Annotated in this window: 20 protein-coding genes; 7 read left to right on the forward strand and 13 right to left on the reverse strand. The window is 59.5% G+C overall.

Annotation, left to right across the window (positions count from 1 at the left end):
- Window positions 1–25 precede the first annotated feature (25 nt).
- Window positions 26–1,309, reverse strand: a complete 1,284-nt coding sequence (locus tag AC3ZVB_RS21760) for an aspartate aminotransferase family protein (protein ID WP_162436241.1) — start codon at window positions 1,307–1,309, stop codon at window positions 26–28.
- Window positions 1,310–1,478: 169 nt separating this feature from the next.
- On the opposite strand from AC3ZVB_RS21760, the gene AC3ZVB_RS21765 reads away from it, so the two are divergent.
- Window positions 1,479–2,408, forward strand: coding sequence for a LysR family transcriptional regulator (locus AC3ZVB_RS21765; RefSeq protein WP_162436240.1), 930 nt, complete (start codon window positions 1,479–1,481; stop codon window positions 2,406–2,408).
- 228 nt (window positions 2,409–2,636) lie between these two features.
- Here AC3ZVB_RS21765 and AC3ZVB_RS21770 read toward each other — a convergent pair whose 3' ends face one another.
- From AC3ZVB_RS21770 to bioB, 10 genes are all read right to left on the reverse strand, one after another.
- Window positions 2,637–4,415, reverse strand: coding sequence for an acyl-CoA dehydrogenase C-terminal domain-containing protein (locus tag AC3ZVB_RS21770; RefSeq protein WP_490147709.1), 1,779 nt, complete (start codon window positions 4,413–4,415; stop codon window positions 2,637–2,639).
- Window positions 4,416–4,601: 186 nt separating this feature from the next.
- Window positions 4,602–6,398, reverse strand: coding sequence for an acyl-CoA dehydrogenase C-terminal domain-containing protein (locus AC3ZVB_RS21775; RefSeq protein WP_162436238.1), 1,797 nt, complete (start codon window positions 6,396–6,398; stop codon window positions 4,602–4,604).
- 90 nt (window positions 6,399–6,488) lie between these two features.
- Window positions 6,489–7,778 (reverse strand): GGDEF domain-containing protein, encoded by a 1,290-nt coding sequence (locus AC3ZVB_RS21780; RefSeq protein ID WP_490147710.1) that lies wholly within the window; start codon window positions 7,776–7,778, stop codon window positions 6,489–6,491.
- Window positions 7,779–8,118: 340 nt separating this feature from the next.
- On the reverse strand, window positions 8,119–9,924 hold the full coding sequence (locus AC3ZVB_RS21785; protein ID WP_162436236.1) for a phenylacyl-CoA dehydrogenase: 1,806 nt from the start codon (window positions 9,922–9,924) through the stop codon (window positions 8,119–8,121).
- Window positions 9,925–10,202: 278 nt separating this feature from the next.
- Entirely contained in the window at window positions 10,203–10,499 is a 297-nt protein-coding gene (locus AC3ZVB_RS21790; RefSeq protein ID WP_490147711.1) for a pyrroloquinoline quinone biosynthesis protein PqqE, read from the reverse strand.
- A gap of 107 nt (window positions 10,500–10,606) precedes the next feature.
- Window positions 10,607–11,287, reverse strand: a complete 681-nt coding sequence (gene bioD / locus AC3ZVB_RS21795; RefSeq protein WP_162436234.1) for a dethiobiotin synthase — start codon at window positions 11,285–11,287, stop codon at window positions 10,607–10,609.
- Window positions 11,284–12,096 carry a malonyl-ACP O-methyltransferase BioC gene (bioC, locus tag AC3ZVB_RS21800; protein WP_194691112.1) on the reverse strand — a complete coding sequence of 271 codons (813 nt, stop codon included), beginning with the start codon at window positions 12,094–12,096 and terminating at the stop codon, window positions 11,284–11,286. Before bioC ends, bioD begins: the two co-directional genes overlap by 4 nt.
- Window positions 12,089–12,820 carry an alpha/beta fold hydrolase gene (locus tag AC3ZVB_RS21805; RefSeq protein WP_490147712.1) on the reverse strand — a complete coding sequence of 244 codons (732 nt, stop codon included), beginning with the start codon at window positions 12,818–12,820 and terminating at the stop codon, window positions 12,089–12,091. Before AC3ZVB_RS21805 ends, bioC begins: the two co-directional genes overlap by 8 nt.
- Entirely contained in the window at window positions 12,813–13,991 is a 1,179-nt protein-coding gene (gene bioF, locus AC3ZVB_RS21810; protein ID WP_490147713.1) for an 8-amino-7-oxononanoate synthase, read from the reverse strand. The genes AC3ZVB_RS21805 and bioF overlap by 8 nt, the downstream gene beginning before the upstream one ends.
- A gap of 131 nt (window positions 13,992–14,122) precedes the next feature.
- A complete protein-coding gene (bioB, locus tag AC3ZVB_RS21815; protein WP_058415231.1) occupies window positions 14,123–15,178 on the reverse strand; it encodes a biotin synthase BioB in 1,056 nt (351 codons plus the stop codon).
- A gap of 92 nt (window positions 15,179–15,270) precedes the next feature.
- Between bioB and AC3ZVB_RS21820 the strand changes: the two genes are divergently transcribed.
- From AC3ZVB_RS21820 to rarD, 5 genes are all read left to right on the forward strand, one after another.
- Window positions 15,271–16,011, forward strand: coding sequence for a ComF family protein (locus AC3ZVB_RS21820; RefSeq protein WP_490147714.1), 741 nt, complete (start codon window positions 15,271–15,273; stop codon window positions 16,009–16,011).
- A gap of 184 nt (window positions 16,012–16,195) precedes the next feature.
- Window positions 16,196–16,960 (forward strand): TOBE domain-containing protein, encoded by a 765-nt coding sequence (locus tag AC3ZVB_RS21825; RefSeq protein WP_490147715.1) that lies wholly within the window; start codon window positions 16,196–16,198, stop codon window positions 16,958–16,960.
- Between the two features lie 58 nt (window positions 16,961–17,018).
- Window positions 17,019–18,920: a PhoX family protein gene (locus AC3ZVB_RS21830; protein ID WP_490147716.1), complete on the forward strand. Its 1,902-nt coding sequence runs from the start codon at window positions 17,019–17,021 to the stop codon at window positions 18,918–18,920.
- 197 nt (window positions 18,921–19,117) lie between these two features.
- The gene (locus AC3ZVB_RS21835) at window positions 19,118–20,092 is read left to right on the forward strand and encodes a serine/threonine protein kinase (protein WP_162436227.1); all 975 of its coding nucleotides are present in this window, start codon (window positions 19,118–19,120) and stop codon (window positions 20,090–20,092) included.
- Between the two features lie 203 nt (window positions 20,093–20,295).
- Window positions 20,296–21,183, forward strand: a complete 888-nt coding sequence (gene rarD, locus AC3ZVB_RS21840; RefSeq protein WP_194691104.1) for an EamA family transporter RarD — start codon at window positions 20,296–20,298, stop codon at window positions 21,181–21,183.
- A 229-nt stretch (window positions 21,184–21,412) separates the two neighbouring features.
- Here rarD and AC3ZVB_RS21845 read toward each other — a convergent pair whose 3' ends face one another.
- Window positions 21,413–21,931 carry a glycine cleavage system transcriptional repressor gene (locus AC3ZVB_RS21845; RefSeq protein WP_123410579.1) on the reverse strand — a complete coding sequence of 173 codons (519 nt, stop codon included), beginning with the start codon at window positions 21,929–21,931 and terminating at the stop codon, window positions 21,413–21,415.
- Between the two features lie 535 nt (window positions 21,932–22,466).
- Here AC3ZVB_RS21845 and AC3ZVB_RS21850 point away from each other — a divergent pair.
- Window positions 22,467–24,644, forward strand: coding sequence for a malate synthase G (locus AC3ZVB_RS21850; RefSeq protein ID WP_490147717.1), 2,178 nt, complete (start codon window positions 22,467–22,469; stop codon window positions 24,642–24,644).
- A gap of 223 nt (window positions 24,645–24,867) precedes the next feature.
- On the opposite strand, the gene AC3ZVB_RS21855 is transcribed toward AC3ZVB_RS21850, so the two are convergent.
- Window positions 24,868–25,314, reverse strand: coding sequence for a response regulator (locus AC3ZVB_RS21855; protein ID WP_162436224.1), 447 nt, complete (start codon window positions 25,312–25,314; stop codon window positions 24,868–24,870).
- Between the last annotated feature and the right edge of the window lie 206 nt (window positions 25,315–25,520).

Genomic DNA, 25,520 nt, shown 5'->3' on the forward strand with positions numbered 1-25,520 from the left:
GGGAATTCGTGTAGGGCGAGTCCGATCAGACGGCAATCCCTTTGCGACATTGCAGTTGCGCGGTGCGCACGCGAGAGAAAGCGCGGGCCAGGCGCAGGAGCATTTCGTCGATGTTGGATGTGCTGACGGTGAGTGCCGGGGTAAAGCGCAGGCAATCAGGCTGTGGGGCATTTAGCAGCAAGCCCTCGTGCAAAGCCGCCTTGACTACCGCATCAGCGGAGTCGTCGGACAGGGTCAACCCCCATAGCAACCCTCGCCCGCGCAATTCGCCGTGACCGTAGCGATGGGCCAGGCGCGCCAGACCTTCACGCAGGTGCTGACCGGTTTCGTCGACATGATCGAGAAAGCCTTTGTCCTGCACGCTGTCGAGCACAGCCAGGCCAGCCGAGGTCATCAATGCGTTGCCATGGTGGGTCCCGGTCAGTTCGCCGATGTCGAAACAACAGGCCTTCCCACGTGCCAGCAACGCCGCCAAGGGAACGCCGCCACCCAGTCCTTTCCCCAGCACCACGATATCTGCCCGCACGCCGTAGGACTGTTCAGCAAGCAAGGCGCCGCAGCGGCCGATACCGGTCTGCACTTCGTCGAAGATCAACAGGATGCCGAGCTCGCGGCACAACTGCTGGACGTCTTTAAGGTAACGCTCGGTGGCCGGGATAACCCCGGCATCGCTTTGAATCGGCTCGAGCATGATCGCCACGGTCTGGGCATCAACAGCCGCATGCAGGGCCGGCAGGTCATTGAACGGTACATGACTGAAACCGGGCAACAGCGGCTCGAATCGATTAGTCAGCGTTGTACTGTCCGACGCCGAAATCGTGGCAAGACTCCGTCCATGGCACGCGTTGTTTGCAACGATGATCCTTGAAGCGCCGCCGCGATATCGCTGACCCCATTTACGCGCCAATTTGATCGCCGCTTCACAGGCTTCGCTACCGCTGTTGAGCAGGTACGCCTGATCACTGTCGGTGCTCTTGCACAGCCGATTGGCGAGATTGAGCATGCCGCGATGCTGTAAACCGAAACCGACGTTAATCAGCGATTGCGCCTGCTCGGTGATCGCGTTGACCAACACCGTAGGACTGTGCCCAAGGCTGTTGGCGCCGCCGCCCTGGGAGAAGTCCAGATAGGCACGGTCATCGCTGTCCCACAGCCACGAGCCCTGACCGCGCACAAATACTTGCGCAGGTCGCTCAACGCTAGGCATCAGGCAATCGCTGGAGGGCTTATTGTCGCTGCAAGCCTGAAAACTGCCTTCCACAAGGTCATCGATACTGGGCGGGCTACGACGCAAATTGAACAGATTCATCCGATCAAACCTCGTTCGAGGTTTTTTGCCTTGCCTATGCAAATGCCATCGACGTCAACGGTATTCATCTCGGTTTATGGCCCTGTAAGCCTTTTGAATGCGGTTAGACTATGCTCAGGCGCGGCCCTGAGCCATTTCGATTTACCAGCATTTTCGATAAGAGTTACTTATGGATTTCAAGCAACTGCGATATTTCGTCGCGGTCTACGAAGAAGGCCATGTGGGCCGTGCGGCCGAGCGACTGTCCATCTCCCAGCCCGCCCTGTCCCAGCAGATCCGCCACCTCGAACAAAACCTCGATGTCAGCCTGTTCGAACGCAGCAGCAAACGGCTGCTGCCCACGCTGGCGGCCCATACGCTATACAACCACGCACTGCCCTTGCTCGATGGCTTGCAACGCGCACGCGAAGCGCTGGGTAATTTCAAGGGGCAGGCGCTGCGAACACTGGCCATCGGCGTCTTGCAAACCGTGCACACCAGCCTGGTACCGCAGATGCTCGAACGGGTACGCAAGGCGCAGCCGCATCTTGTCGTGCAGATCTATGAGTTAACGGGACTGGAGATCGAGCGTCGGTTGCTCAACGGCTCATTGGACATCGGCATCAGCTACCTGCCGCCACGCCAGCCGGGGTTGCACGGTGTGATGCTGTACGAAGATGAGCTGACGCTGGTCATCCCGGCGGATCACCCGTTGCGGGAATTCAAGAAAGTCTCGATGAGCCAGGCGGCCGAGTTGCCGATGTTGCTGCTGGGAGAAGAGTTTCAAGTCCGGCAGATCTGGCAGACGCAATTGGCCAGCCTGGGACGGCGACCGCAGGTGCAGGCGGAACTGAACAATATGGCAGGGATTCTCGACAGTCTGCCGAATACCCGACTGGCGACGGTCCTTCCGGGGCGCTCGCAGAAGGCGCTCGGCAGCGACGAACTGCTGTGGAAACCGTTGACCGAACCGCGAGTGCCGTTGAAAGTCGGGCTGGTGTGCCGGGATGTGCAGCGCCAACAAGCCTCACTGGCTTTATTGCGCACACTGTTGGAAGAAGTCATCAACGGGCCGCTTGATCGCTTGAACAACCCGGTCAACATCGACGGGCTCAGCTGACCACTTTTCTGCGGGCAAAAGAAAACCCCGCCGAAGCGGGGCTTTGCAGACTGTTTCCCTGACATCCATTTCGCTCCGCCATCCTGGCAGAATCCTACGTGTCCATGTTGTTGCTAGTGCGCTTCCTGCGCTACGTCCATGTGAAGTAGATTAGCTCTGGATCCAATTTTCGCATAGGGCAGAAAGGCAGCACGTCATGTAAGAGAATGCTTACATGACGTTACATTTTTAGAACTGTGCTGCATCCAGCAGGAACAGCGATTCACTGCCCGCCTTCACTGAAGCGCTCAACGAGTGGATCCGCGGCAGCAAACGCGCGAAGTAGAACCGCGCCGTGCCCAGTTTGCTCGCGTAGAAATCCTCCTGCGCCTCCTTGCCAAATGCAGCCTTGGCCATCAGTGCCCACATGTAGGCGTAAGCCACGTAGCCGAAGACTTGCAGGTACTCGACCGAGGCGGCACCGATTTCATTCGGGTTGTTTTTCGCCCGATCCAGCAACCAGCCGGTCAGCTCGTCGAGCGTGGTCACGGCATCGTTCAGCGGCTTGGTGAACTCCGCCAGATCAGCGCTGGCCGTCGCGGTGAAATGACGAATCTCGTCAGCGAAGAGGTTATAAAACGCCCCGCCGGTACCGACGATCTTGCGGCCCACCAGGTCGAGCGCCTGGATGCCGTTGGTGCCTTCGTAAATCTGGGTGATACGCACGTCGCGCACCAGCTGTTCCTGGCCCCATTCACGGATATAGCCGTGGCCGCCGAACACCTGCTGGCCATGGACTGTCGTTTCCAGGCCGAGATCGGTCAGGAATGCCTTGGCAACCGGCGTCAGCAACGCCACCAGGTCTTCGGCACGTTTGCGGGTCGTGGCATCTTCGCTGAACTTGGCGGTGTCCAGTTGCATCGCCACGTAGGTGGAGAACGCACGGCCGCCTTCGTTCGAGGCTTTCATCGTCAACAGCATGCGACGCACGTCCGGGTGGACGATGATCGGGTCAGCGACCTTGTCCTTGTTCTGCGCGCCGGTCGGCGAACGGCTTTGCAAACGGTCACGGGCGTACTCGATCGCGTTCTGGTACGAACGCTCACCCGTGGCGAGGCCTTGAATGCCGACACCCAGACGCTCGTAGTTCATCATGGTGAACATTGCCGCCAGGCCTTTGTTCGGCTCGCCGACGATGTAACCCACGGCTTCATCGAAGTTCATCACGCACGTCGATGAAGCCTTGATGCCCATCTTGTGTTCAATCGAACCGCAGTTCGCCGCGTTACGCGCGCCCAGGCTGCTATCGGCATTGACCATGAACTTCGGCACCAGGAACAACGAAATACCTTTCGGCCCTGCCGGTGCGTCCGGAAGTTTCGCCAGTACCAGGTGGATGATGTTCTCGGTCAGGTCGTGTTCACCGCCGGTGATGAAAATCTTGGTTCCGCTGACCTTGTAGGAACCGTCGGCCTGAGGTTCGGCCTTGGTGCGAATGATCCCAAGGTCCGTACCGGCGTGAGGCTCGGTCAGGCACATGGAGCCAGCCCAGACACCGGCGTACATGTTGGGCAGGTACGCGGCTTTGAGTTCTTCGCTGGCGTGGGCGTTGATCGACAGGCAGGCACCGGCCGTCAGCATCGGATACAGACCAAACGACAGGCTCGCGGAGTTGACCATTTCTTCGACCTGGGCCGACACCGCCTTGGGCATGCCCATGCCGCCATAGGTCGGATCGCCACCTACGCCGACCCATCCGCCTTCAGCATAAGTCTGATAAGCCTGTGGGAAACCTGCCGGCGTGGTGACAGCACCGTCCGCCCAATGGCAACCTTCTTCGTCCGCTGCACGGCTCAGGGGCGCAATGGTTTTGCTGGTGACCTTGCCGGCTTCTTCCAGAATGGCTTCGACCGTTTCAGCATCGACAGTTTCGGCCAGTGCAGGCAACTCGGCCCAGAGTTTGGCGACCTCGAATACTTCATTGAGGACGAAGCGCATATCGCGCAGGGGCGCTTTGTAGTCAGCCATGGCAAACCTCGCAGGATCTTTACAGTTGATTCACATGAATGGTGTCTTTGTTGAGTTCGAGTGTAACCCAACAACTTTTACGACACATAGGGTCATGCTGTGACCATAACTTATCCTACAGTCACATAAGTGCAGTATGGAGATCAAGAAAATCCTGTGGCGAGCGAGCTCGCCACAGAGAAAAAGTCAGAGCGCAAACAACTCCGCCGGCAACTTCATCAGACAATCACTGCCGGCCTCGATCGCCGCCCGATGAGCGGCAGTACGTGGCAGCAATCGCTTGAAGTAAAACTCGCTGGTCGCCAGTTTGCCCCGGCAATAATCGGCATCGCCGCTACCGTCGTCGATCTGGGCCTGCGCCACCAGCGCCATGCGCAGCCACAAATAGCCGAGAATGATGTAGCCGCTGTACATCAGGTAATCCACTGACGCGGCGCCGACTTCATCCGCATTCTTCATCGCGGCCATGCCCACCTGGGTCGTTACCTCACCCCACTGCCGATTCAAATCGTTGAGCTGCGCGACGTAGGGCGCGAGTTGCGGATGCGCGGCGTTTGCTGCGCAGAACTTATGGACGATTTTAGTGAAACCCCGCAGCAATTTGCCCTGGCTGCCGAGCACTTTGCGTCCCAACAGATCCAGCGCCTGAATACCATTGGTGCCTTCGTAGATCGGGGCAATCCGGCAGTCACGAACCAATTGCTCCATGCCCCACTCACGGATGAAACCGTGGCCGCCAAACACCTGCATCCCGTGGTTGGTCACTTCCAGCCCGGTATCGGTCATGAAGGCCTTGCAGATGGGTGTCAGGAACGCCAACAAATCCTCAGCCTCCTGACGCGCCGTTTCATCGGGACTCAGATGCGCAGTGTCCAGCAACTGTGCAGTGAAGTAAGTCAGCGCCCTGTTGCCTTCGTTGAAGGCCTTCATGGTCAGCAACATCCGACGCACGTCGGGATGAACAATGATGGGGTCAGCAGGCTTCTCCGGTGCTTTCGCGCCGGTCAACGAACGCATTTGCAAGCGATCGTTGGCGTACTTGATCGCCCCCTGAAAGCTCGCCTCGCCCAAGCACAATCCTTGCATACCGGTGCCGAGACGAGCGTGGTTCATCATGGTGAACATGCAGTTCAGGCCCTTATTCGGCTCACCGATCAAGTAGCCCTTGGCATCGTCGAAGTTCAACACGCAGGTGGCCGAGGCCTTGATGCCCATTTTGTGTTCGATAGAGCCACAGGAAACGCCGTTGCGCTCCCCCGCCTCACCGTCGCCATCGGGCAGGAACTTAGGAACGATAAACAGCGAAATCCCCTTGGTCCCTGCCGGCGCATCCGGCAGCTTCGCCAACACCAGGTGAATGATGTTGTCACTCATATCGTGCTCGCCGGCGGAGATGAAAATCTTGCTGCCGGAGATCGCGTAGCTGCCATCGGCCGTTGGTACAGCGCGGGTCTTGATGATGCCCAGGTCGGTACCGCAATGGGCTTCGGTCAGGCACATGGTGCCCGTCCACTGCCCGGCGGTGAGTTTGCTCAGATAAGTGAGTTTCTGTTCTTCGGTGCCGTGGGCATGAATGGCCGACATGGCACCGTGGGTCAACCCCGGATACATACCCCAGGACGTGTTGCTGGAGCCGACCATTTCGCTGATCACCAGCCCCAGGGAGCTGGGCAACCCCTGGCCGCCATAAGCAGGATCCGCTGCCAGACCGTGCCAGCCGCCTTCAACGTATTGGGCGAAGGCTTGCTTGAAACCTGCTGGCGTTGTCACCACGCCATTGTCGAAATGGCAGCCTTCTTCGTCGCCGCTGCGATTGAGCGGCGCGAGCACGTTCTCGCAGAATTTCGCGCCTTCTTCGAGGATCGCCGCCACCATGTCCGGGCTGGCGTCAGTGGCGCCCAGAGCCGCGTAGTTGCTGTGGAAATCGAAGACGTGGTCGATCAGGAAGCGCATGTCGCGCAGGGGAGCTTTGTACTCGGGCATGGCATTTTCTCCGTCAGCAGATCACTCAAACCTACTGCCGCCAACCACGCCCTACAATCACAGTCCAGACGCTGAATGCGCCATCATCACTCAATCCGTAGCGGCGTCCATACGCACGGCGCCACGGCGATTCTGACCATACGCCACCACGCAGTTACGTCCGGCCCCCTTGGCGCTGTAGAGCGCTTCGTCCGCGGATTTGAGCACTTGTTCCGGGGTGCGCTGCTCCAGTCGATCCGCAACGCCAATGCTGACCGTGACCGACACACTTGAAGCACTCGAACCGGCCCGGCGCTGTCGTCCTTGCTGATCGTCCTGAGGACGGTTGTCCTGGTTGCGCAAATGAATGTTGTACGTCGCGATGGATTCGCGGATGACTTCCAGGTGCGGCAGGCACTCCTCAAGGGTCTTGCCGGCGAACACCAGTGCAAATTCCTCACCGCCATAGCGATACGCCCTGCCGCCCCCGCCGATTTTCGACAGCTTGCTGGCGACCAGCCGCAGCACCTGATCGCCCACATCGTGGCCATGGGTGTCGTTGAATTTCTTGAAGTGATCGACGTCGCTCATCGCCAACACGTAATTGCGTCCCAGGCGCTGCATGCGTTCATTCAACGCGCGGCGACCCGGCAACCCCGTGAGTTCGTCGCGGAAGGCCATTTGGTAGGCTTCATGAGCCACCGCTGCCGCAATCATCAACATCACCTGGCTGCACATGATGTTCAGCGTGAACGGCAGGATGAACGTCTTCGGCAACATCCAGAACAACCCCAGCAAGCCCACAAGCTGTGCGGCGTGCAAGGGTCTCGGCTTGCGCCAGTACTGCCAGCTCAAGAGCACGAACATGGCGATGAATACGGGATAAGAGAGCTGGATCAGACTCATCCAGGCGCCATGCAGCGCGGGCCAGCGGATTTCAGCCAGCCACATCAACAGCGCCTGTGGGTAACTCTGCTCCAGCCCCAACGCCACGCTGCCGACGGCCAGCAACACGGCGAAGCGCGCCACCATGTCCTGGAACAGATGGGTGCGTTCCTGCCAGGCTGCGAACACACCGAACATCAGAGGGAGTAGCAGGCACACCAAATGAAAAATCACCGCGGCGTCATCACGTACCTTGCCGTTGTCGCGGTAATAGTCGGTCTGCGCGTCCAGCAAGTAGTAGGCGATGTACACCGTGACCATCAGGAACAATTCGCGCTGGCGGCGATAAACCGCGCAGTAGGCCCCGCCCAGCAACAGCACCAGCGTTGGCAATACGTTGAACAGCGAGGTGAAGAAGACATTGAGGTCTTTAACGTAGGCAGCCGCGAGCCCTGCCAGCAAAAGCACCAACGACGGCAAGAAATGACTGAAACGTACAGCGGAAGAACGCGGCAAGGGTAAAAACTCCGACCGTCACATCGATTGATGGCATTGTGCCCTCTCCTTGTAACGGCAGATGCCGGGACTTTCTGAGTGATTTAGTACGGTTTTTTTAGACGGCATGTTTCAACCAGTGGCCAGGCGCGCATCCGGAGCGCAATCGCTGCCAACCTCCATGTCCCGGAAAGCACCTTGCCCGGCAGATCGCGGCACCGCGATTAAAAACGTGGTCAGTCAGCAGATCGACTTTTCGACCTCCCTCGGTTTTTTGCGACTGCCGCGTCGGAACGTCACCGGCAAAAAAAAACCGCCGCTCCCGAAGGAGCAGCGGTTTTTTGAACGACTGCGTTAAGGCTTAGTAGCCCAGCGCGAAGTTCTCTTCTTTCATGTCCATCAGGTTGTTAGCGCCCGACAGCATGGTTGCCACGTGAGTGCGGGTACGCGGCAGGATGCGCTGGAAGTAGAAGCGCGCAGTCTGCAGCTTGGCGGTGTAGAACGCCTCTTCGGTGGTGCCGGCAGCCAGTTTCTCAGCAGCCAGACGCGCCATGTCAGCCCAGAAGTAGGCCAGGCAGGCGTAACCGGAGTACATCAGGTAATCCACGGACGCCGCGCCGACTTCTTCGCGGTCTTTCATGGCCGCCATACCGACCTTCATGGTCAGCTCGCCCCATTCTTTGTTCAGCGCAGCCAACGGCTCGACGAACTCTTTGACCGCTTCGTTGCCTTCGTTGGTCTGGCAGAACTTGTGGACGATCTTGGTGAAGCTTTTCAGCGCTTCGCCTTGGGTCATCAACACTTTACGGCCCAGCAAGTCGAGTGCCTGGATGCCAGTGGTGCCTTCGTACAGCATCGAAATGCGGCTGTCGCGAACGTTCTGCTCCATGCCCCATTCAGCGATGAAACCGTGGCCGCCGTAGATTTGTACACCATGGTTGGCGGACTCGAATCCGACTTCGGTCATGAAGGCTTTAGCGATTGGCGTCATGAAGGCCAGCAGTGCGTCGGCTTTCTTCTTCTCTTCTTCGTCCACGCCGTACTTGACCACGTCGACTTGCTTGGCGGTGAAGTAAACCATCGCGCGGTTGCCTTCGGCGAACGCCTTCATGGTCAACAGCATGCGACGTACGTCAGGGTGAACGATGATCGGGTCAGCGGCTTTTTCCGGCGCTTTCGGGCCAGTCAGGGAACGCATCTGCAGACGATCACGAGCGTATTTCAAGCCGCCCTGGAAGCCGATTTCGGCGTGCGCCAGACCTTGCAACGCGGTGCCCAGGCGAGCGGTGTTCATAAAGGTGAACATGCAGTTCAGGCCTTTGTTCGCCGGGCCGATCAGGAAACCGGTGGCCGCGTCGAAGTTCATTACGCAGGTGGCGTTACCGTGGATGCCCATCTTGTGTTCCAGGGAACCACAGGTCACGGCGTTGCGAGCGCCGATCGAACCGTCAGCGTTCGGCATGAACTTGGGAACGATAAACAGCGAGATGCCTTTGGTGCCAGCCGGTGCATCCGGCAGACGTGCCAGCACGATGTGGACGATGTTGTCGGCCATGTCGTGTTCGCCGGCCGAGATGAAGATCTTGGTGCCGGAGACTTTGTAGGAACCGTCAGCCTGAGGTTCAGCCTTGGTACGCAGCATGCCCAGGTCGGTGCCGCAATGCGGTTCGGTCAGGCACATGGTGCCGGTCCATTCGCCGGAAACCAGCTTGGTCAGGTAAGCCTCTTGCTGCTCAGGCGTGCCGTGCTCGCTGATGGTGTTCATCGCACCGTGGGACAGGCCTGGGTACATGCCCCACGACCAGTTGGCTTCACCCACCATTTCGCTGACCGCCAGACCCAGCGATTCCGGAAGGCCTTGGCCGCCGTGCTCGATGTCGTGAGCCAGACTTGGCCAGCCGCCTTCAACGAACTGCTTATAGGCCTCTTTGAAGCCAGTCGGGGTTTTAACGCCGGACTCGCTCCAGGTGCAGCCTTCGGTGTCACCCACGCGGTTCAGCGGAGCCAGTACCTGCTCACAAAACTTGGCGCCTTCCTCAAGAATGGCGTCAACCATGTCCGGAGTTGCGTCCGCACAAGCCGGAAGGCTCTGATAGTGCGCTTCGTAGCCGAGCAGTTCGTCACGAACGAAGCGAATATCACGCAAGGGGGCCTTGTAGTCAGGCATAGCGATAAACCTCTGCTGATGTAACCGGGAATGAACGACCGTAATGATTTGTTGTGACGGTCAAACAGTTGTTTGAAACATACGTTTACGACCAAATCTTGTCAAGCGTCGATCTTTTGCCGTTCGTCATCACGGCTTTTGCATTGCGCACGCGCAGCCGTGTACGGCGGTTGATGGAGCAACGGACGCTAGAGAAAAGATTAGTTGAGCGAGAAGGACTTACGCAGAAAAACGCCGCGAACAAGCGCGGCGTCGAGGGTGCGGATACAGCGAAAGAATCAGGCGTAAGTGTCGATCAACGTGCCAAGCATTTCATCGGAAGCCTTGGCCACCTTTGCCCCCAGCTCGAGTTGCAGCTTGCCTTGAGCCATCTCCACAGCGTCGCTGGCCAGGTCCGAGTGCTGAGCGCGGTCAACGCCACGCAAACGATCGACCTGAACGTCGGACGACTGGCTGACCACCGAACGGTCGACGGTGGCGCTGGCGATTTGCCCGGCAGCTTGGTCGACGCGACTCTGCCCAGCCTGAACAGTGCTCAGACCGGCATAAAAAGCGGTGTTTCCTGAGATTTCCATGGGAGAACTCGTCCTTGGGAAGGATCAACAACTGGCATTGAAGCAGACACACGGGTAAAAGGCCCGACAAAAACACTAATGGCACAGTGCCTTGTCATAGCCAAAACCTAGTCCAGCAGATCCAGCTGTAAATGCTCGGCCACCGCTTCTGCAGTCACCAACTTGAGCTTGGGCACTCGCCCCAGGCACGGCGCGGGAATTCGCTCGGCCAGGGTTGCCAGGTTTTCTTCCAGGCGCGACGTCTTGGAATCGATGATATTGGCCACCCACCCCGCCAGTTGCAGACCGTCCCGCGCAATGGCTTCAGCCGTCAGCAGCGCATGGTTGATGCAACCCAACCGCACGCCGACGACCAGAATCACCGGCAGGCCCAGCGCGATGGCCAGGTCCGACAGGTTGTCCTGATCCGCCAGCGGCACACGCCAACCGCCAGCGCCCTCTATCAGGGTAAAGTCCGCCTGCATGTCCAGAATCTGCCGCATCGGCACCAACAAGGACTGCACGGTCAACGCCACGCCAGCTTCCCTGGCGGCCAAATGCGGTGCGATCGCCGGTTCGAACGCGACCGGATTGACTTGCACGTAGGTCATTGGCAGCGAGCATTCCGCCAGCAACGCCAGTGCATCCGAATTGCGCAAACCCTTGGGCGTCACGTCGCAGCCGGACGCCACCGGTTTGCCTGCTGCGGTGCTCATGCCTGCCGAGCGCGCGGCGTGAAGTAAACCGGCGGCAACGGTGGTCTTGCCGACATCGGTGTCCGTACCGGTGATGAAATAGGCTGCACTCATAAGGGTTTCTCCAGAACGGCGTAGACCACTTGATAAGTCGCGGGCAGACCTTCGGCCTGACGAAATTGCTCGTAAGCCTCGATCAAACCGAGGATTCGCGCCCGACCGGTCAAACCACCCGGCCGACCGGGGTTCAGGTTGTGCGCACCCAATGCCTTGAGCTCATGGGTCAGGCTGCGCACGTCCGGGTAATGCAGCACATGCGGACGAACTTGCAGACTCCCTATCCTCAGTCCGCTGTCAGCGCACAATTGCTGATAAACCTCGAACTCACGGAAACGGTTGACGTGCACCCTGCCATCCACCTGACGCCAACTGTCGCGCAACTCGAACAACGTACCCACGCACAGACTAGCAAACGCGAAAATCCCCCCCGGTTTCAACACCCGATGGGCTTCACCGAGCACCGAAGCAAAATCCGCGCACCACTGCACCGCGAGGCTGGAGAAGATCAGGTCACAGGTTGAATCCTGCAGCGGCAACCGCTCTGCGTCCCCCGCGATGAAATGCGTGGCGCCACCCAACGGCCGTGCGTGATTGAGCATGCCTTCGGCAATGTCCAGCGCCACCCCTTCACCTGCAGGAAACCGCCCGCCGAGCGCCCGGCTGAAATAGCCTGTGCCGCTGCCCAGGTCCAGCCAGCGATCAGGTGAAAAACCTTCGGGCAAGCGACTCAATAACTGGCTACCCACATCACGCTGCAACTCGGCAACGCTGTCATAGCTCGCCGCCGCGCGGGAAAAAGACGCTGCCACCTGACGTTTGTCGGGCAAGCCCTGGGGAAGGTTGGGAAGAGAGAGATCAGTCATCACCGCACTCATGCAAAAAAGCCTGGATCGCCCCCGCCACACCGTGAGGGTCTTCCAGAAGAAACGCGTGACTGGCCTGTTCAATCAGACCAATTTCGACATCTGGCAGCAACGTCAGCAAATCGCTCGCCGCTTCGGCTGGAACGAGCGCGTCCATGCCCGCAAATAAATGCAATTGCGGGCCCCGAAACGCCTGCAACGCTGCGCGGGTATCCAGTTGTGCCAGCAGTTCCAGGCCGCTCATCAACACTGACGAAGCCGTATGCGGCGCGCCGCCCAGCATCAGCCTCGACAGCCCGCGTGAGTCCTCGGCGCCTTGAGCGCAGAGTAGCGAGAAGCGTTTCAAGGTCATTCGTGGGTCACCGTTGCAACCCGCCAGAAACGCATCGAAGGTTTCACCGGGCATCGCACTGGGCCACTGCTCATGGGCGACAAACGAAGGGTTGCTCGCCAGGGTCACCAGACCGCAGCAGCGATCCCCTCGCCGCGCGGCCAACTCGGACGCGAGCATGCCGCCGAGGGACCAACCGCCGAGCCAGGCGTCCTGTGGCACAGATGAGTCGAGCTCATCCAGCCATTCTTCAAGATCACTGGACTCCAACTCTGGCAACGGCTCGATCTCGACCCGCAGGTGCTCATCCAGTCCCTGCAACGCGGCGGCCAAGGGCTCCAGCGGAGAAACCCCGAGGCCCCAGCCCGGCAGCAGAATCAGTCGATTACGCATGGCTTGGCTCCGGTCCCAGTAGTGCAAAACAATCGGCCAGTCCATTTAACAATAGCTGTACCTGCGCCTCGCTGTGCGCGGCACTCAGGGTCACCCGCAGTCGTGCGCTGCCAGCGGGCACGGTCGGTGGACGGATCGCGGTCACCATCAGTCCGCGCTCGCGGAGCAACTGTGACAGGCGAACCGCACGACCTGCGTCGCCGATCATGATCGGCTGGATCGGCGTAAAACTGTCCATCAGCTCCAAACCAATCTGCTCGGCACCGTGGCGGAATTGGCGAATCAATGTGTTCAGGTGTTCGCGCCGCCAATGCTCAGTGCGCAAAAGCTCGAGGCTTTTCAGCGTCGCGCAGGCCAGGGCCGGTGGCTGGCTGGTGGTGTAGATGTACGGGCGAGCGAACTGGATCAGACTTTCGATCAGGTCTTCGCTGCCTGCCACAAAAGCCCCGGCCGTTCCGAAGGCCTTGCCCAGGGTGCCAACCAAGACCGGCACGTCGTCCTGGCTGAGGCCAAAATGTTCGACGATCCCGCCACCATGGGCGCCCAGCGGACCAAAACCGTGGGCATCATCGACCATCAGCCACGCGCCTTTGGCCTTGGCTTCCCGCGCCAGCGCCGGCAAATCGGCGAGATCGCCGTCCATGCTGAAGACGCCATCGGTGACTACCAACGTGTTGCCGGTGGCTTTTTCGAGGCGTTTGGCCAGGCTCACGGCATCGTTGTGCAAGTAGCGGTTGAAACGTGCGCCAGATAACAGGCCGGCATCCAGCAAGGACGCGTGATTGAGCCGGTCTTCCAGCACCGTATCGCCCTGCCCCACCAACGCAGTAACCGCGCCGAGGTTGGCCATGTAACCCGTGGTGAATAGCAGCGCACGGGGACGACCGGTCAAGTCGGCCAGCGCTTCTTCCAGTGCGTGATGCGGGCCGCTGTGGCCGATCACCAGGTGCGAAGCGCCGCCACCCACGCCCCAGCGCGAAGCGCCCGCGCGCCAGGCTTCGATGACCTGCGGGTGATTGGCCAGCCCCAGGTAATCGTTGTTACAGAACGCCAGCAATGGCCGGCCATCGACCACCACTTCCGGGCCTTGAGGGCTTTCGAGCAATGGACGCTGGCGATAGAGGTTTTCGGCACGACGGGTAGCAAGGCGTGCGGCGAGATCGAAAGACATGCAGGCCTCGCAGATAAAGAAGGAGACGCATCCCCTGTAGGAGCTGCCGCAGGCTGCGATCTTTTGATCTTAAAAAATCCAGATCAAAAGATCGCAGCCTGCGGCAGCTCCTACAAGTGTTCAGCATCGAATCAAACAGCGGCGTTATAAAACTGCTCGCTGCTCTTCTGTTCAACCAGCGCCTGCTCGATCGCGGCCTGATGCACCTCGTCCGCGTGCTCTTCACGAGCTTCCGGCAAGATGCCCAGGCGCGAGAACAGTTGCATGTCCTTGTCGGCCTGAGGGTTGGCGGTGGTCAGCAGTTTGTCGCCGTAGAAAATCGAGTTGGCACCGGCGAAGAATGCCAGGGCTTGCATCTGCTCGTTCATCGCTTCGCGGCCAGCGGACAGGCGTACATGGGATTGCGGCATCAGGATGCGCGCGACGGCCAGCATACGAATGAAGTCGAACGGGTCGATATCTTCTGCGTTTTCAAGGGGAGTGCCGGCCACTTTTACCAGCATGTTGATCGGCACCGACTCCGGATGCTCCGGCAGGTTGGCCAGCTGGATCAGCAGGTTCGCACGGTCATCGAGGGATTCGCCCATGCCGAGAATGCCGCCCGAGCAGATTTTCATCCCCGAATCACGCACGTAAGCCAGGGTTTGCAGGCGCTCGCCGTAGGTGCGAGTGGTGATGATGCTGCCGTAGAACTCCGGCGAGGTGTCGAGGTTGTGGTTGTAGTAGTCGAGGCCGGCCTGGGCCAGCGCTTCGGTCTGGTCCTGATCGAGACGACCGAGGGTCATGCAGGTTTCCAGGCCCATGGCTTTCACGCCTTTGACCATCTCCAGCACGTACGGCATGTCTTTGGCCGACGGGTGTTTCCACGCCGCGCCCATGCAGAAACGGGTCGACCCGATGGCCTTGGCGCGTGCGGCCTCCTCAAGGACCTTCTGCACTTCCATCAGCTTTTCTTTTTCCAGGCCGGTGTTGTAGTGACCGGACTGCGGACAATATTTGCAATCTTCCGGGCAGGCACCGGTTTTGATCGACAGCAACGTCGACACCTGGACCCGGTTTGCGTCGAAATGCGCACGGTGCACCGTCTGCGCCTGGAACAACAGGTCGTTGAATGGCTGAACGAAGAGTGCTTTGACTTCGGCCAAAGACCAGTCATGACGCAGGGTTGCAGTGGTGCTGGCGCTCATGGGCATTTCCTTGTTTTATGCTTGGCGAGCGACTGGGGGAACGTAATACCCACAGGCGCGACACGGATGTTCGGCATATTTAAGGAAGAGCGATGAGCTGTCAACCATGTTACGACAGGCCGGTTTACATCTGGTTAAAAAACGAACAGTCGTGTTTACTCTGCAACGAAGCCTCCGAAGACAACGCGCCCATCTGCATGGCCTGCGAAACCGAGCTGCCGTGGCTGGGTGATCAATGTGAAACCTGCGCCCTGCCTTTACCGTTCGCGGGCATGACGTGCGGTCAATGCCTGAAGCAACCGCCCGCTTTCGAACAGGTTGCGACGCCATGGGCCTACAGTTTTCCCGTCGACACGCTGATCCCCCGCTTCAAACACAGCGCGAAGTGGCCGTTTGGCCGCCTGCTCGGCGAACTTCTTGTGCAATTCCTGCAACATCGCTTCGATGAAGACCTGTCGCGCCCGGATGCCCTGGTCCCTGTGCCGTTGTCCACAAAACGCCTGCGTCAGCGCGGCTTCAACCAGGCCTCCATGCTTGCCCACTGGCTAAGCGCCGGCCTCGGCATTCCCTGTGATGAGCGGCTGGTGCTGCGAATTCAGGACACCAGCGCGCAACAGGACCTGAAGGCCGATGCCCGTAAAAAGAACCTGCGCAACGCCTTCGCCTTGACGCAGGATGCCGCAATCAAGGGGCGTCACCTGGCCCTGGTCGACGACGTCTTGACCACCGGCGCCACGGCCCACGCCCTGGCACGTTTGCTGATGGAGGCCGGCGCCGCACGGGTCGACGTCTACTGCCTGGCCCGCACACCCAAACCCGGTGATGCTGGTTGATTTGAGTACATAGCCCCCTGTGGAAGCGAGCCTGCTCGCGATGGCGGTTGGTCATTCAACATTGATGCGACCGACACACCGCAATCGCGAGCAGGCTCACTCCCACAGGATCATAGCCTGACTTGACTCCCGCACCGCAAGCCGCCAACGTCCTCTGCATCGCCACTACCCAAAGCGCCGAACCATGTCCATGCCGTCGTTATTGTCCCAGCACATTGTCCGCCGACCGCAGCGCATCGCCCTGCTGCAGCACATCGCCGAACAAGGCTCGATCACCCGCGCCGCGAAAAGCGCGGGCCTGAGTTACAAGGCCGCCTGGGACGCCATTGATGAGCTGAACAACCTCGCGCAAAAGCCCTTGGTGGAACGCAGTGTCGGCGGCAAGGGCGGCGGTGGCGCGAAGTTGTCCAGCGAGGGCGAACGCGTGCTGCGCCTGTATCAAAAGCTGCAAGCCTTGCAGGCTCAGGTACTCGAAGCCGCTGAAGATGCGAGCGACCTGGACCTGCTCGGTCGCCTGATGCTCAGAACCAGCGCCCGTAATCAGTTGCACGGCAAAGTCGTCGCGATCGATGCTCAGGGACGTAACGACCGGATCCGGCTTGAACTGGCCGCCGGCTTGATCATTGATACGCAGATCACCCACGACAGCACCCTGCGCCTGGAGCTGGAAACCGGCACCGAAGTGGTGGCGCTGATCAAGGCCGGATGGCTGGAGCTGTTCGCCATCGACCACCCGACAGCACCTGGAAACAACTGCCTGCAAGGCATCCTCGAAGAAATCCTCGACGCCGAAGATGGCCCCAGCGAAGTCCGAATCGGCCTGCCGAACGGCCAGACACTTTGCGCACTGGCCGAGCCATTTCACTTGCGCACGCTTGGCCTGACCCTCGGCGCACCCGTGCAAGTGCAATTCGCACCGTCAAATGTCTTGCTCGGTACACCGCTCTGAAACATAAGCGTCATTAACGCTCTTTAAGGTGTCTGCAAAAACCAGCAGGGAGCCTGATGTGAGCCTATTAGAAGACAATCAATCCACCGACCTCGAAAAGATGGTCGGTCTCAGCCGTCGTGGCTTCATCAGCGCCGGCGCCCTCTGCGGCGCCGCCATGTTCATGGGCGGCAACCTGCTGAGTCGCAGCGTGCTGGCCGCGAGCGTCAGCGCAGGCACCAGCAAACTCTTGGGCTTTGACAGCATTCCCGCCGCCACCAACGACGCCATCAGCCTGCCGCCAGGCTACAAATCCTCGGTGCTGATCAGTTGGGGCCAGCCTCTGCACAAAGATGGCCCGGCGTTCGACCCCAGTGGCAACGGCACAGCCCAGCAGCAGGAAGTCCAGTTCGGCGACAACAACGACGGTATGAGCCTGTTCGAATTTCCCGGCGAGCACGACCGGGCGCTGATGGCGATCAACAACGAATACACCAACTACCGCTACCTCTATCCCCACGGCGGCATGCCGCAGTCGGCCGATGAAGTGCGCAAGGCGCTGGCCTGCGAAGGCGTGTCGGTGATCGAAGTGCAGCGCAAGAACGGCCAGTGGCATTTCGTCCAGGGCTCGCGCTACAACCGACGCATTCATGGCAATGCACCGATCAGCCTGAGCGGTCCCGCTGCCGGCCATGCCCTGGTGAAAACCAGCGCCGACCCTCAAGGCAAAACCGTCCTCGGCACGTTTCAGAACTGCGCCAACGGGAAGACGCCGTGGGGCACCTACCTGACCTGCGAGGAAAACTTCACCGACTGCTTTGGCAGCACCAATGCCGAGCAAACCTTCGATGCGGCACAGAAGCGCTACGGCGTGGTGGCCACCAGCAAAGAAATCAACTGGCACCCCCACGATCCACGCTTCGACATGGCGAAGAATCCCAACGAACTCAACCGTCACGGCTGGGTGGTGGAGATCGACCCGTTCGATCCTCAGTCGACCCCGGTCAAACGCACGGCGCTGGGTCGTTTCAAACATGAGAACGCCGCACTGGCAGAAACCGCTGACGGGCATGCCGTGGTGTACATGGGCGACGACGAGCGCGGCGAATTCATCTACAAATTTGTCAGCCGCGACAAGATCAACCACAAATCCCCTAAAGCCAACCGCGACCTGCTGGACCACGGCACCCTGTACGTGGCGCGCTTCGACGCGGGCGACGGTAATGCCGATCACCCGAAAGGCAAGGGTGAGTGGATCGAGCTGAGCCACGGCAAAAACGGCATCGATGCCAGCAGCGGCTTTGCCGATCAGGCCGAAGTACTGATCCACGCACGCCTTGCTGCCAGCGTCGTCAAAGCCACGCGCATGGACCGCCCGGAGTGGATTGTCGTCAGCCCCAATGACGGCCAGGTCTACTGCACCCTGACCAACAACGCCAAACGCGGCGAAGACGGTCAACCGGTGGGTGGGCCGAACCCTCGCGAGAAGAACGTCTACGGGCAAATCCTGCGCTGGCGTACCGACCGTGATGATCACGGCGCGAAAACTTTCAGCTGGGATTTGTTTGTGGTCGCCGGTAATCCGGGGGTTCACGCGGGCTCGCCGAAGGGTGGTTCCACGAACATTACGCCGCAGAACATGTTCAACAGTCCGGATGGTCTGGGGTTCGACAAGGCTGGCCGGTTGTGGATTCTGACCGACGGTGATTCGAGCAACGCCGGTGATTTTGCCGGCATGGGCAACAACCAGATGCTCTGTGCCGACCCGGTGACCGGCGAAATCCGCCGCTTCATGGTCGGGCCGATTGGCTGCGAGGTCACGGGGATCAGTTTCTCGCCGGACCAGAAAACCCTGTTCGTCGGGATTCAACATCCAGGGGAGAACGGTGGCTCGACGTTCCCTGAACACCTGCCGAACGGCAAACCCCGGTCTTCGGTGATGGCCATTTCCCGCGAAGATGGCGGCATCGTCGGCGCCTGATCGGCCCTCTTCGCGGGCGAGTCTTGCTCCCACGGGATATGTGCCATGTTGAAATTGGCGCGTGACCCGTGGGAGCAAGGCTTGCCCGCGATAGTGTCAGCCCGGACAACCCACACCTCAACCCAACCCCTAAACACGCCCCGTCTGCGCTACCATGCTTGGCCGGACGCGGCAGCCTGCTGCGCGCAGGAGTCAGCATGGCCCACCCGTTTGCAACCCTCACCCCAGATCTCGTGCTCGATGCCGTCGAAAGCATCGGTTTTCTCAGCGACGCCCGCATTCTGGCGCTCAACAGCTACGAAAACCGCGTATACCAAGTCGGCATCGAAGACTCCGAGCCGCTGATCGCCAAGTTCTACCGCCCTCAGCGCTGGACTAACGAAGCGATTCTCGAAGAGCACCAGTTCACCTTCGAACTCGCCGAATGCGATGTACCCGTGGTCGCGCCGATGATCCACAACGGGGCCAGCCTGCACGAACACAATGGTTTCCGTTTCACCCTGTTCCCCCGTCGTGGTGGCCGCGCGCCGGAGCCGGGCAATCTCGATCAGCTCTATCGCCTGGGGCAACTGCTGGGTCGACTGCACGCTGTAGGCGCTACCAAACCGTTCGAACACCGCGAAGCACTGGGCGTGAAAAACTTCGGCCATGATTCGCTGAACACCTTGCTGGAAGGCAACTTCATACCCCGTAGCCTCCTGCCAGCCTACGAATCGGTTGCGCGCGACCTGCTCAAGCGCGTGGAAGAGGTCTACAAGGCCACGCCGCACCAGAACATCCGCATGCACGGCGATTGCCACCCCGGCAACATGATGTGCCGTGACGAGATGTTCCACATCGTTGACCTTGATGACTGCCGAATGGGCCCCGCGGTGCAGGACATCTGGATGATGCTGGCGGGCGATCGTCAGGAATGTCTCGGACAGCTGTCGGAGTTGATGGATGGCTACAACGAATTCCACGACTTCGACCCCCGGGAACTGGCGCTGATCGAACCGTTGCGTGCATTGCGCCTGATGCACTACAGCGCCTGGCTCGCCCGTCGCTGGGATGACCCGGCCTTCCCCCACAGCTTTCCGTGGTTCGGTACCGAGCGGTACTGGGGGGATCAGGTGTTGGCATTGCGCGAGCAACTGTCTGCGCTGAATGAAGAACCGCTGAAGCTGTTCTGACCAACACAAATCTAATTGTAGGAGTGAGCCTGCTCGCGATAGCGGTGGCTCAGTCACCGATGCGTTGAATAGGAAACCGCCATCGCGAGCAGGCTCACTCCCACAGGTTCTGTGTTCACCGCCCCAAACTATTCAGGCAGGACATCTGCGGACAAACCTCCTTACAATCCCCTCTTTGTTAGCTGCCTAAGCAAGGATTCTTCATGCAAGCCGCCAACCCGCGTCGCGGGTACATCCTGGGCCTGAGCGCCTACATCATCTGGGGACTTTTCCCGCTCTACTTCAAAGCCATCGCCAGCGTGCCAGCCGTGGAAATCATCATCCACCGGGTGCTCTGGTCTGCGCTGTTCGGCGCATTACTGCTGATGGTCTGGAAACATCCAGGCTGGTGGCGCGAGCTGCGCGAGAACCCACGCCGACTGGCAATCCTCGCGCTGAGCGGCACACTGATCGCGGCCAACTGGCTGACCTACGTCTGGTCGGTGAACAACGGGCGCATGCTTGAAGCCAGCCTGGGGTACTACATCAATCCGCTGGTTAACGTGCTGCTGGGGATGCTGATCCTCGGCGAACGGCTACGGCGCATGCAATGGCTGGCAGTGGGCCTGGCCGCGGTAGGCGTGGCACAGCAGGTCTGGCAAGTCGGCAGCTTGCCTTGGGTATCGCTGGTGCTGGCGCTGACCTTCGGCTTCTACGGCCTGATCCGCAAGCAAGCCCCGGTCAAAGCCCTGCCCGGCCTGGTGGTCGAGACCTGGATGCTGGTGCCGATTGCGGTGGCCTGGTTGCTGTTCAATCCCGCCGCGAGCAGCGCTCAAGCCGAGTTCTGGACCACGTCGCAAGCCTGGTGGTTGGTGGCCGCGGGTCCGGTCACGTTGGTGCCATTGGTCTGTTTCAACGCCGCCGCACGGCATTTGCCCTACACCACGCTGGGATTTCTCCAGTACCTGGCGCCGACGTTGGTGCTGCTGCAGGCCGTCTTGCTGTTCGACGAACACCTGTCGTCCAGCACGCTGGTGGCGTTCATCTTTATCTGGGCGGGGTTGGCGGTCTACAGCATTGATGCGTGGATAAGTCTTCGTCGCCGCCGCTGATCAAAAAACACACAAACCTCTACAGACCACGAATCACGTGGCCTGCGACTATCTGCCCCAAGGTTATCCACAGCGTGATCCCCGGCGTTTGTGCGCAACTTGTTGAAACTGCTGGTTTTTTGATCAAGTCTTGAAGAAGCCCGGCCCGCGTGGGCTGGCGGGCTGTCTCTACAGGTTATCCACAGGCAGGTGCACGTTTAACTTGGATAACCTTTTTTGACTATTCCTTTCAGGGCTCGCTGCGTAACACCAATTCGACCATCAGATCATCAGCCAGGGTTTCCAGGCGCGACTGCAAGACATCCAAAGACAGCGTCAGGGGTACGGCCAGAATCGCTTCGGCGTGGAACAGCGGTTCGCTGCTCATCGGCGCCGGACGCACTTCGGTCACCAACCGCTCCAGATTGACGCCTTGCTCACTGAGCAACCGGGTGATGTCCCGCACAATGCCCGGACGATCATTGCCGACCAACTCCATCGCGATGGGCTTCCAGGTGCAGGATTGTTCAATGCCGCTCTCGGCAATCAGCACGCGAATGCCATGGGCCGACAACGCCTGCAGGGCATCCACCAATTCATCGTAGGCCTCCGCTGGCACGCCCACCCGCAGAATCCCGGCAAACTGGCCGGCCATGCGCGACATACGGCTTTCCAGCCAGTTGCCGCCATGCTCGGCAATGCACTGGGCGATGCGCTCGACCTGCCCAGCCTTGTCCGGAGCGAAAACAGTAAGTACGAGGTGGTCCATGGCGCAGCCCTCTTTTGTTATAGAAAAGGAAGTATAGGCAAGGGCAGATTCTGCGCTGACAGGTCTGCCGCCATCGCGGGCAAGCCCACTCCCACAAGGATTGCGCAGGACCTGTGGGAGCGGGCTTGCCCACGATTTAATGCAGCGCTGAACAAACTGAAAAAACAAATCGTGTACAACTTCTGATATTTAACTGGAACAATCTGATGGTTTTTTGAGAACATCCCGTTCCCCGACGCGACCGCAATGCGTCATGGGGTCGCAGAACGACGTAATTAGTCTAATTTTCACAACCGCAATTCATCATGTAGTATGCCGCAGCGCGCACTACATAACGTTGGATCGATGTCTGCCAAGGCGCAGTCGCAACCCTGAAAGCCCCGTCAGCAAGGCCCCAAGCCGTTGATTGGACCAACTCCCAGCCGCCCGCAATGGCATGTACTGGTGAACGGGTTTGTGGTTTAAATGGCCAGAGGCTTCATTGTCATAATTGAAGAGCTGAAAAGCGAAATAGCTGAGCAGAGTGAGGCAAGCAATGACTGAACACGTTCAAGTCGGTGGCCTGCAGGTCGCCAAAGTCCTGTTCGACTTCGTTAACAACGAAGCCATTCCCGGTACCGGCCTCACCGCCGATAAGTTCTGGGCCGGTGCCGACAAGGTCATTCATGACCTGGCGCCGAAGAACAAAGCCCTACTCGCCAAACGCGATGATTTCCAGGCTCGTATCGATGGCTGGCACCAAGCCCGTGCCGGTCAACCCCATGATGCCGTGGCCTACAAAGCCTTCCTGCAAGACATCGGTTATCTGCTGCCAGAAGCGGCCGATTTCCAGGCAACGACGCAAAACGTCGATGACGAAATTGCCCGCATGGCCGGTCCACAGCTTGTGGTACCGGTGATGAATGCGCGTTTCGCCATCAACGCTTCGAACGCCCGCTGGGGTTCGCTGTACGACGCCCTCTACGGCACCGATGCCATCAGCGAAGCTGACGGCGCGGAAAAAGGCAAAGGCTACAACAAGGTTCGCGGTGACAAGGTCATTGCCTTCGCTCGCGCCTTCCTTGACGAAGCGGCACCATTGTCAGCCGGCACCCACGTCGATTCCACCGGCTACAAGATTGTCGATGGCAAGCTCGTGGTTGCCTTGAAAGGCGGCAGCAACACCGGCCTGCGCAACGATGCCCAACTGATCGGCTTCCACGGCGATGCTGCGGCACCGACCGCGGTCCTGTTGAAGCACAACGGTCTGCATTTTGAAATTCAGGTCGATGCCACCACCCCGGTTGGCCAGACCGATGCCGCAGGTGTCAAAGACATCCTGATGGAAGCCGCGCTGACCACCATCATGGACTGCGAAGACTCCGTCGCCGCCGTCGATGCTGACGACAAAGTGGTGATCTACCGCAACTGGCTCGGCCTGATGAAGGGCGACCTCTCGGAAGAAGTCACCAAGGGCGGCAAGACCTTCACCCGCACCATGAACGCCGACCGCACCTACACCGGTGTCGACGGCAGCGAATTGAGCCTGCACGGTCGCTCGCTGTTGTTCGTGCGCAACGTCGGTCACCTGATGACCATCGACGCGATCCTCGATAAAGAGGGCAACGAAGTGCCGGAAGGCATTCTCGATGGCCTGGTGACTTGCCTCGCGGCAATGCACAACCTCAACGGCAACACGTCGCGCAAAAACACCCGTACCGGCTCCGTCTACATCGTGAAGCCGAAGATGCACGGTCCTGAAGAAGCGGCTTTCACCAACGAGCTGTTCGGCCGTATCGAAGACGTGCTGGGTCTACCGCGCAACACGCTGAAAGTCGGGATCATGGACGAGGAGCGCCGTACCACGGTCAACCTCAAGGCCTGCATCAAGGCTGCTGCCGAGCGCGTGGTGTTCATCAATACCGGCTTCCTCGACCGCACCGGCGACGAAATCCACACCTCCATGGAAGCCGGCCCGATGGTGCGCAAGGCCGACATGAAGGCTGAAAAATGGATCGGCGCCTACGAGAACTGGAACGTCGATATCGGCCTGAGCACCGGCCTGCAAGGTCGCGCCCAGATAGGTAAAGGCATGTGGGCAATGCCCGACCTGATGGCCGCGATGCTCGAACAGAAAATCGCTCACCCGATGGCCGGTGCCAACACCGCCTGGGTCCCATCGCCGACCGCTGCCGCGCTGCACGCGCTGCATTACCACAAGGTCGACGTGTTCGCCCGTCAGGCCGAACTGGCCAAGCGTGAGCGCGCTTCGGTGGACGACATCCTGACCATCCCGCTGGCCGTAAATCCGAGCTGGACCGCGGAACAGATCAAGAACGAACTGGACAACAACGCCCAGGGCATTCTCGGTTACGTGGTGCGCTGGATCGACCAGGGCGTCGGTTGTTCGAAAGTGCCGGACATCAATGACGTCGGCCTGATGGAAGACCGTGCAACGCTGCGTATTTCCAGCCAGCACATCGCCAACTGGCTGCGCCACGGTATCGTCACCGAAGAGCAAGTCATGGAAAGCCTCAAGCGCATGGCGCCCGTGGTTGACCGTCAAAACGCCAACGACTCGCTGTACCGTCCACTGGCACCGAACTTCGACAGCAACATTGCCTTCCAGGCAGCCGTCGAACTGGTGGTAGAAGGCACCAAGCAGCCAAACGGCTACACCGAGCCGGTGCTGCACCGTCGTCGTCGCGAGTTCAAGGCTGCCAATGGCCTGTAACTGAGCGCTGATGCCGGACAAAAAAAGGCCCTGATCGAAAGATCAGGGCCTTTTTGTTTGAGAATACGAACAATCGTGGCGAGGGGATTTATCCCCGTTGGGTCGCGGAGCGGCCCCTATGATCCTTTCGGAACAATCGCATTCACCAATTCACGAGTGCTTCGCAGCCGAACGGGGTGGTGCGGCATTCCGATAAATCCCCTCGCCACGAAAGCCTTAAGCGCTAAGGCTCCATCCCCAACTCATGCTTCACCAACCCCAGCAACTTGCCGGTATCGATGGGCTTGAGCAAAAAATCCACCACGCTCAAATGCATCGCCGCGATAGCGTCTTTCACATCGGCATCGCCGGACACAATGATGATCGGCAACGCCGCCCTCACCGACTCACGCACCTGGCGAATCAGGTCCAGGCCATCGACATGCCCCATCCGCAGATCGGTAATCACCAGGCCAATCGAAGGCTTCTCGCTCAACATTTTGAGTGCGGTTTCACCACTGGCTGCCGTCATGCAACGAATGCCGTCCAATGCAAGGATCTCCGACAGCAACTCGCGTGCGTCTTTATCGTCGTCAACGATCAGCACTCGCTGCGGCGGCAGATCGGGTTCGAGCATGACGGCACTTAGCGCCTCGCGCTCGGCGTCACTCAAAATATCGTGGTCAGACATGGCTATCTCAAAAGTTTCAAAATCGTTCCTGGCCCAGTGGTGAGACATCGCCAGGAAGACGTTCAATGTGCACTTCGTCGGAAATATTTCCAATAGGGGAACGGTGGGATTTTTCCCACAGTTGCGTAGGGTTTCTCCGACATTTGCTCACACCATTTGCCTACCTAGACTTACGTCCAATGGGCACCCTGCGGATAGGGGTCGAC

The organism is Pseudomonas sp. MDV22-iso1, from assembly GCF_058145095.1.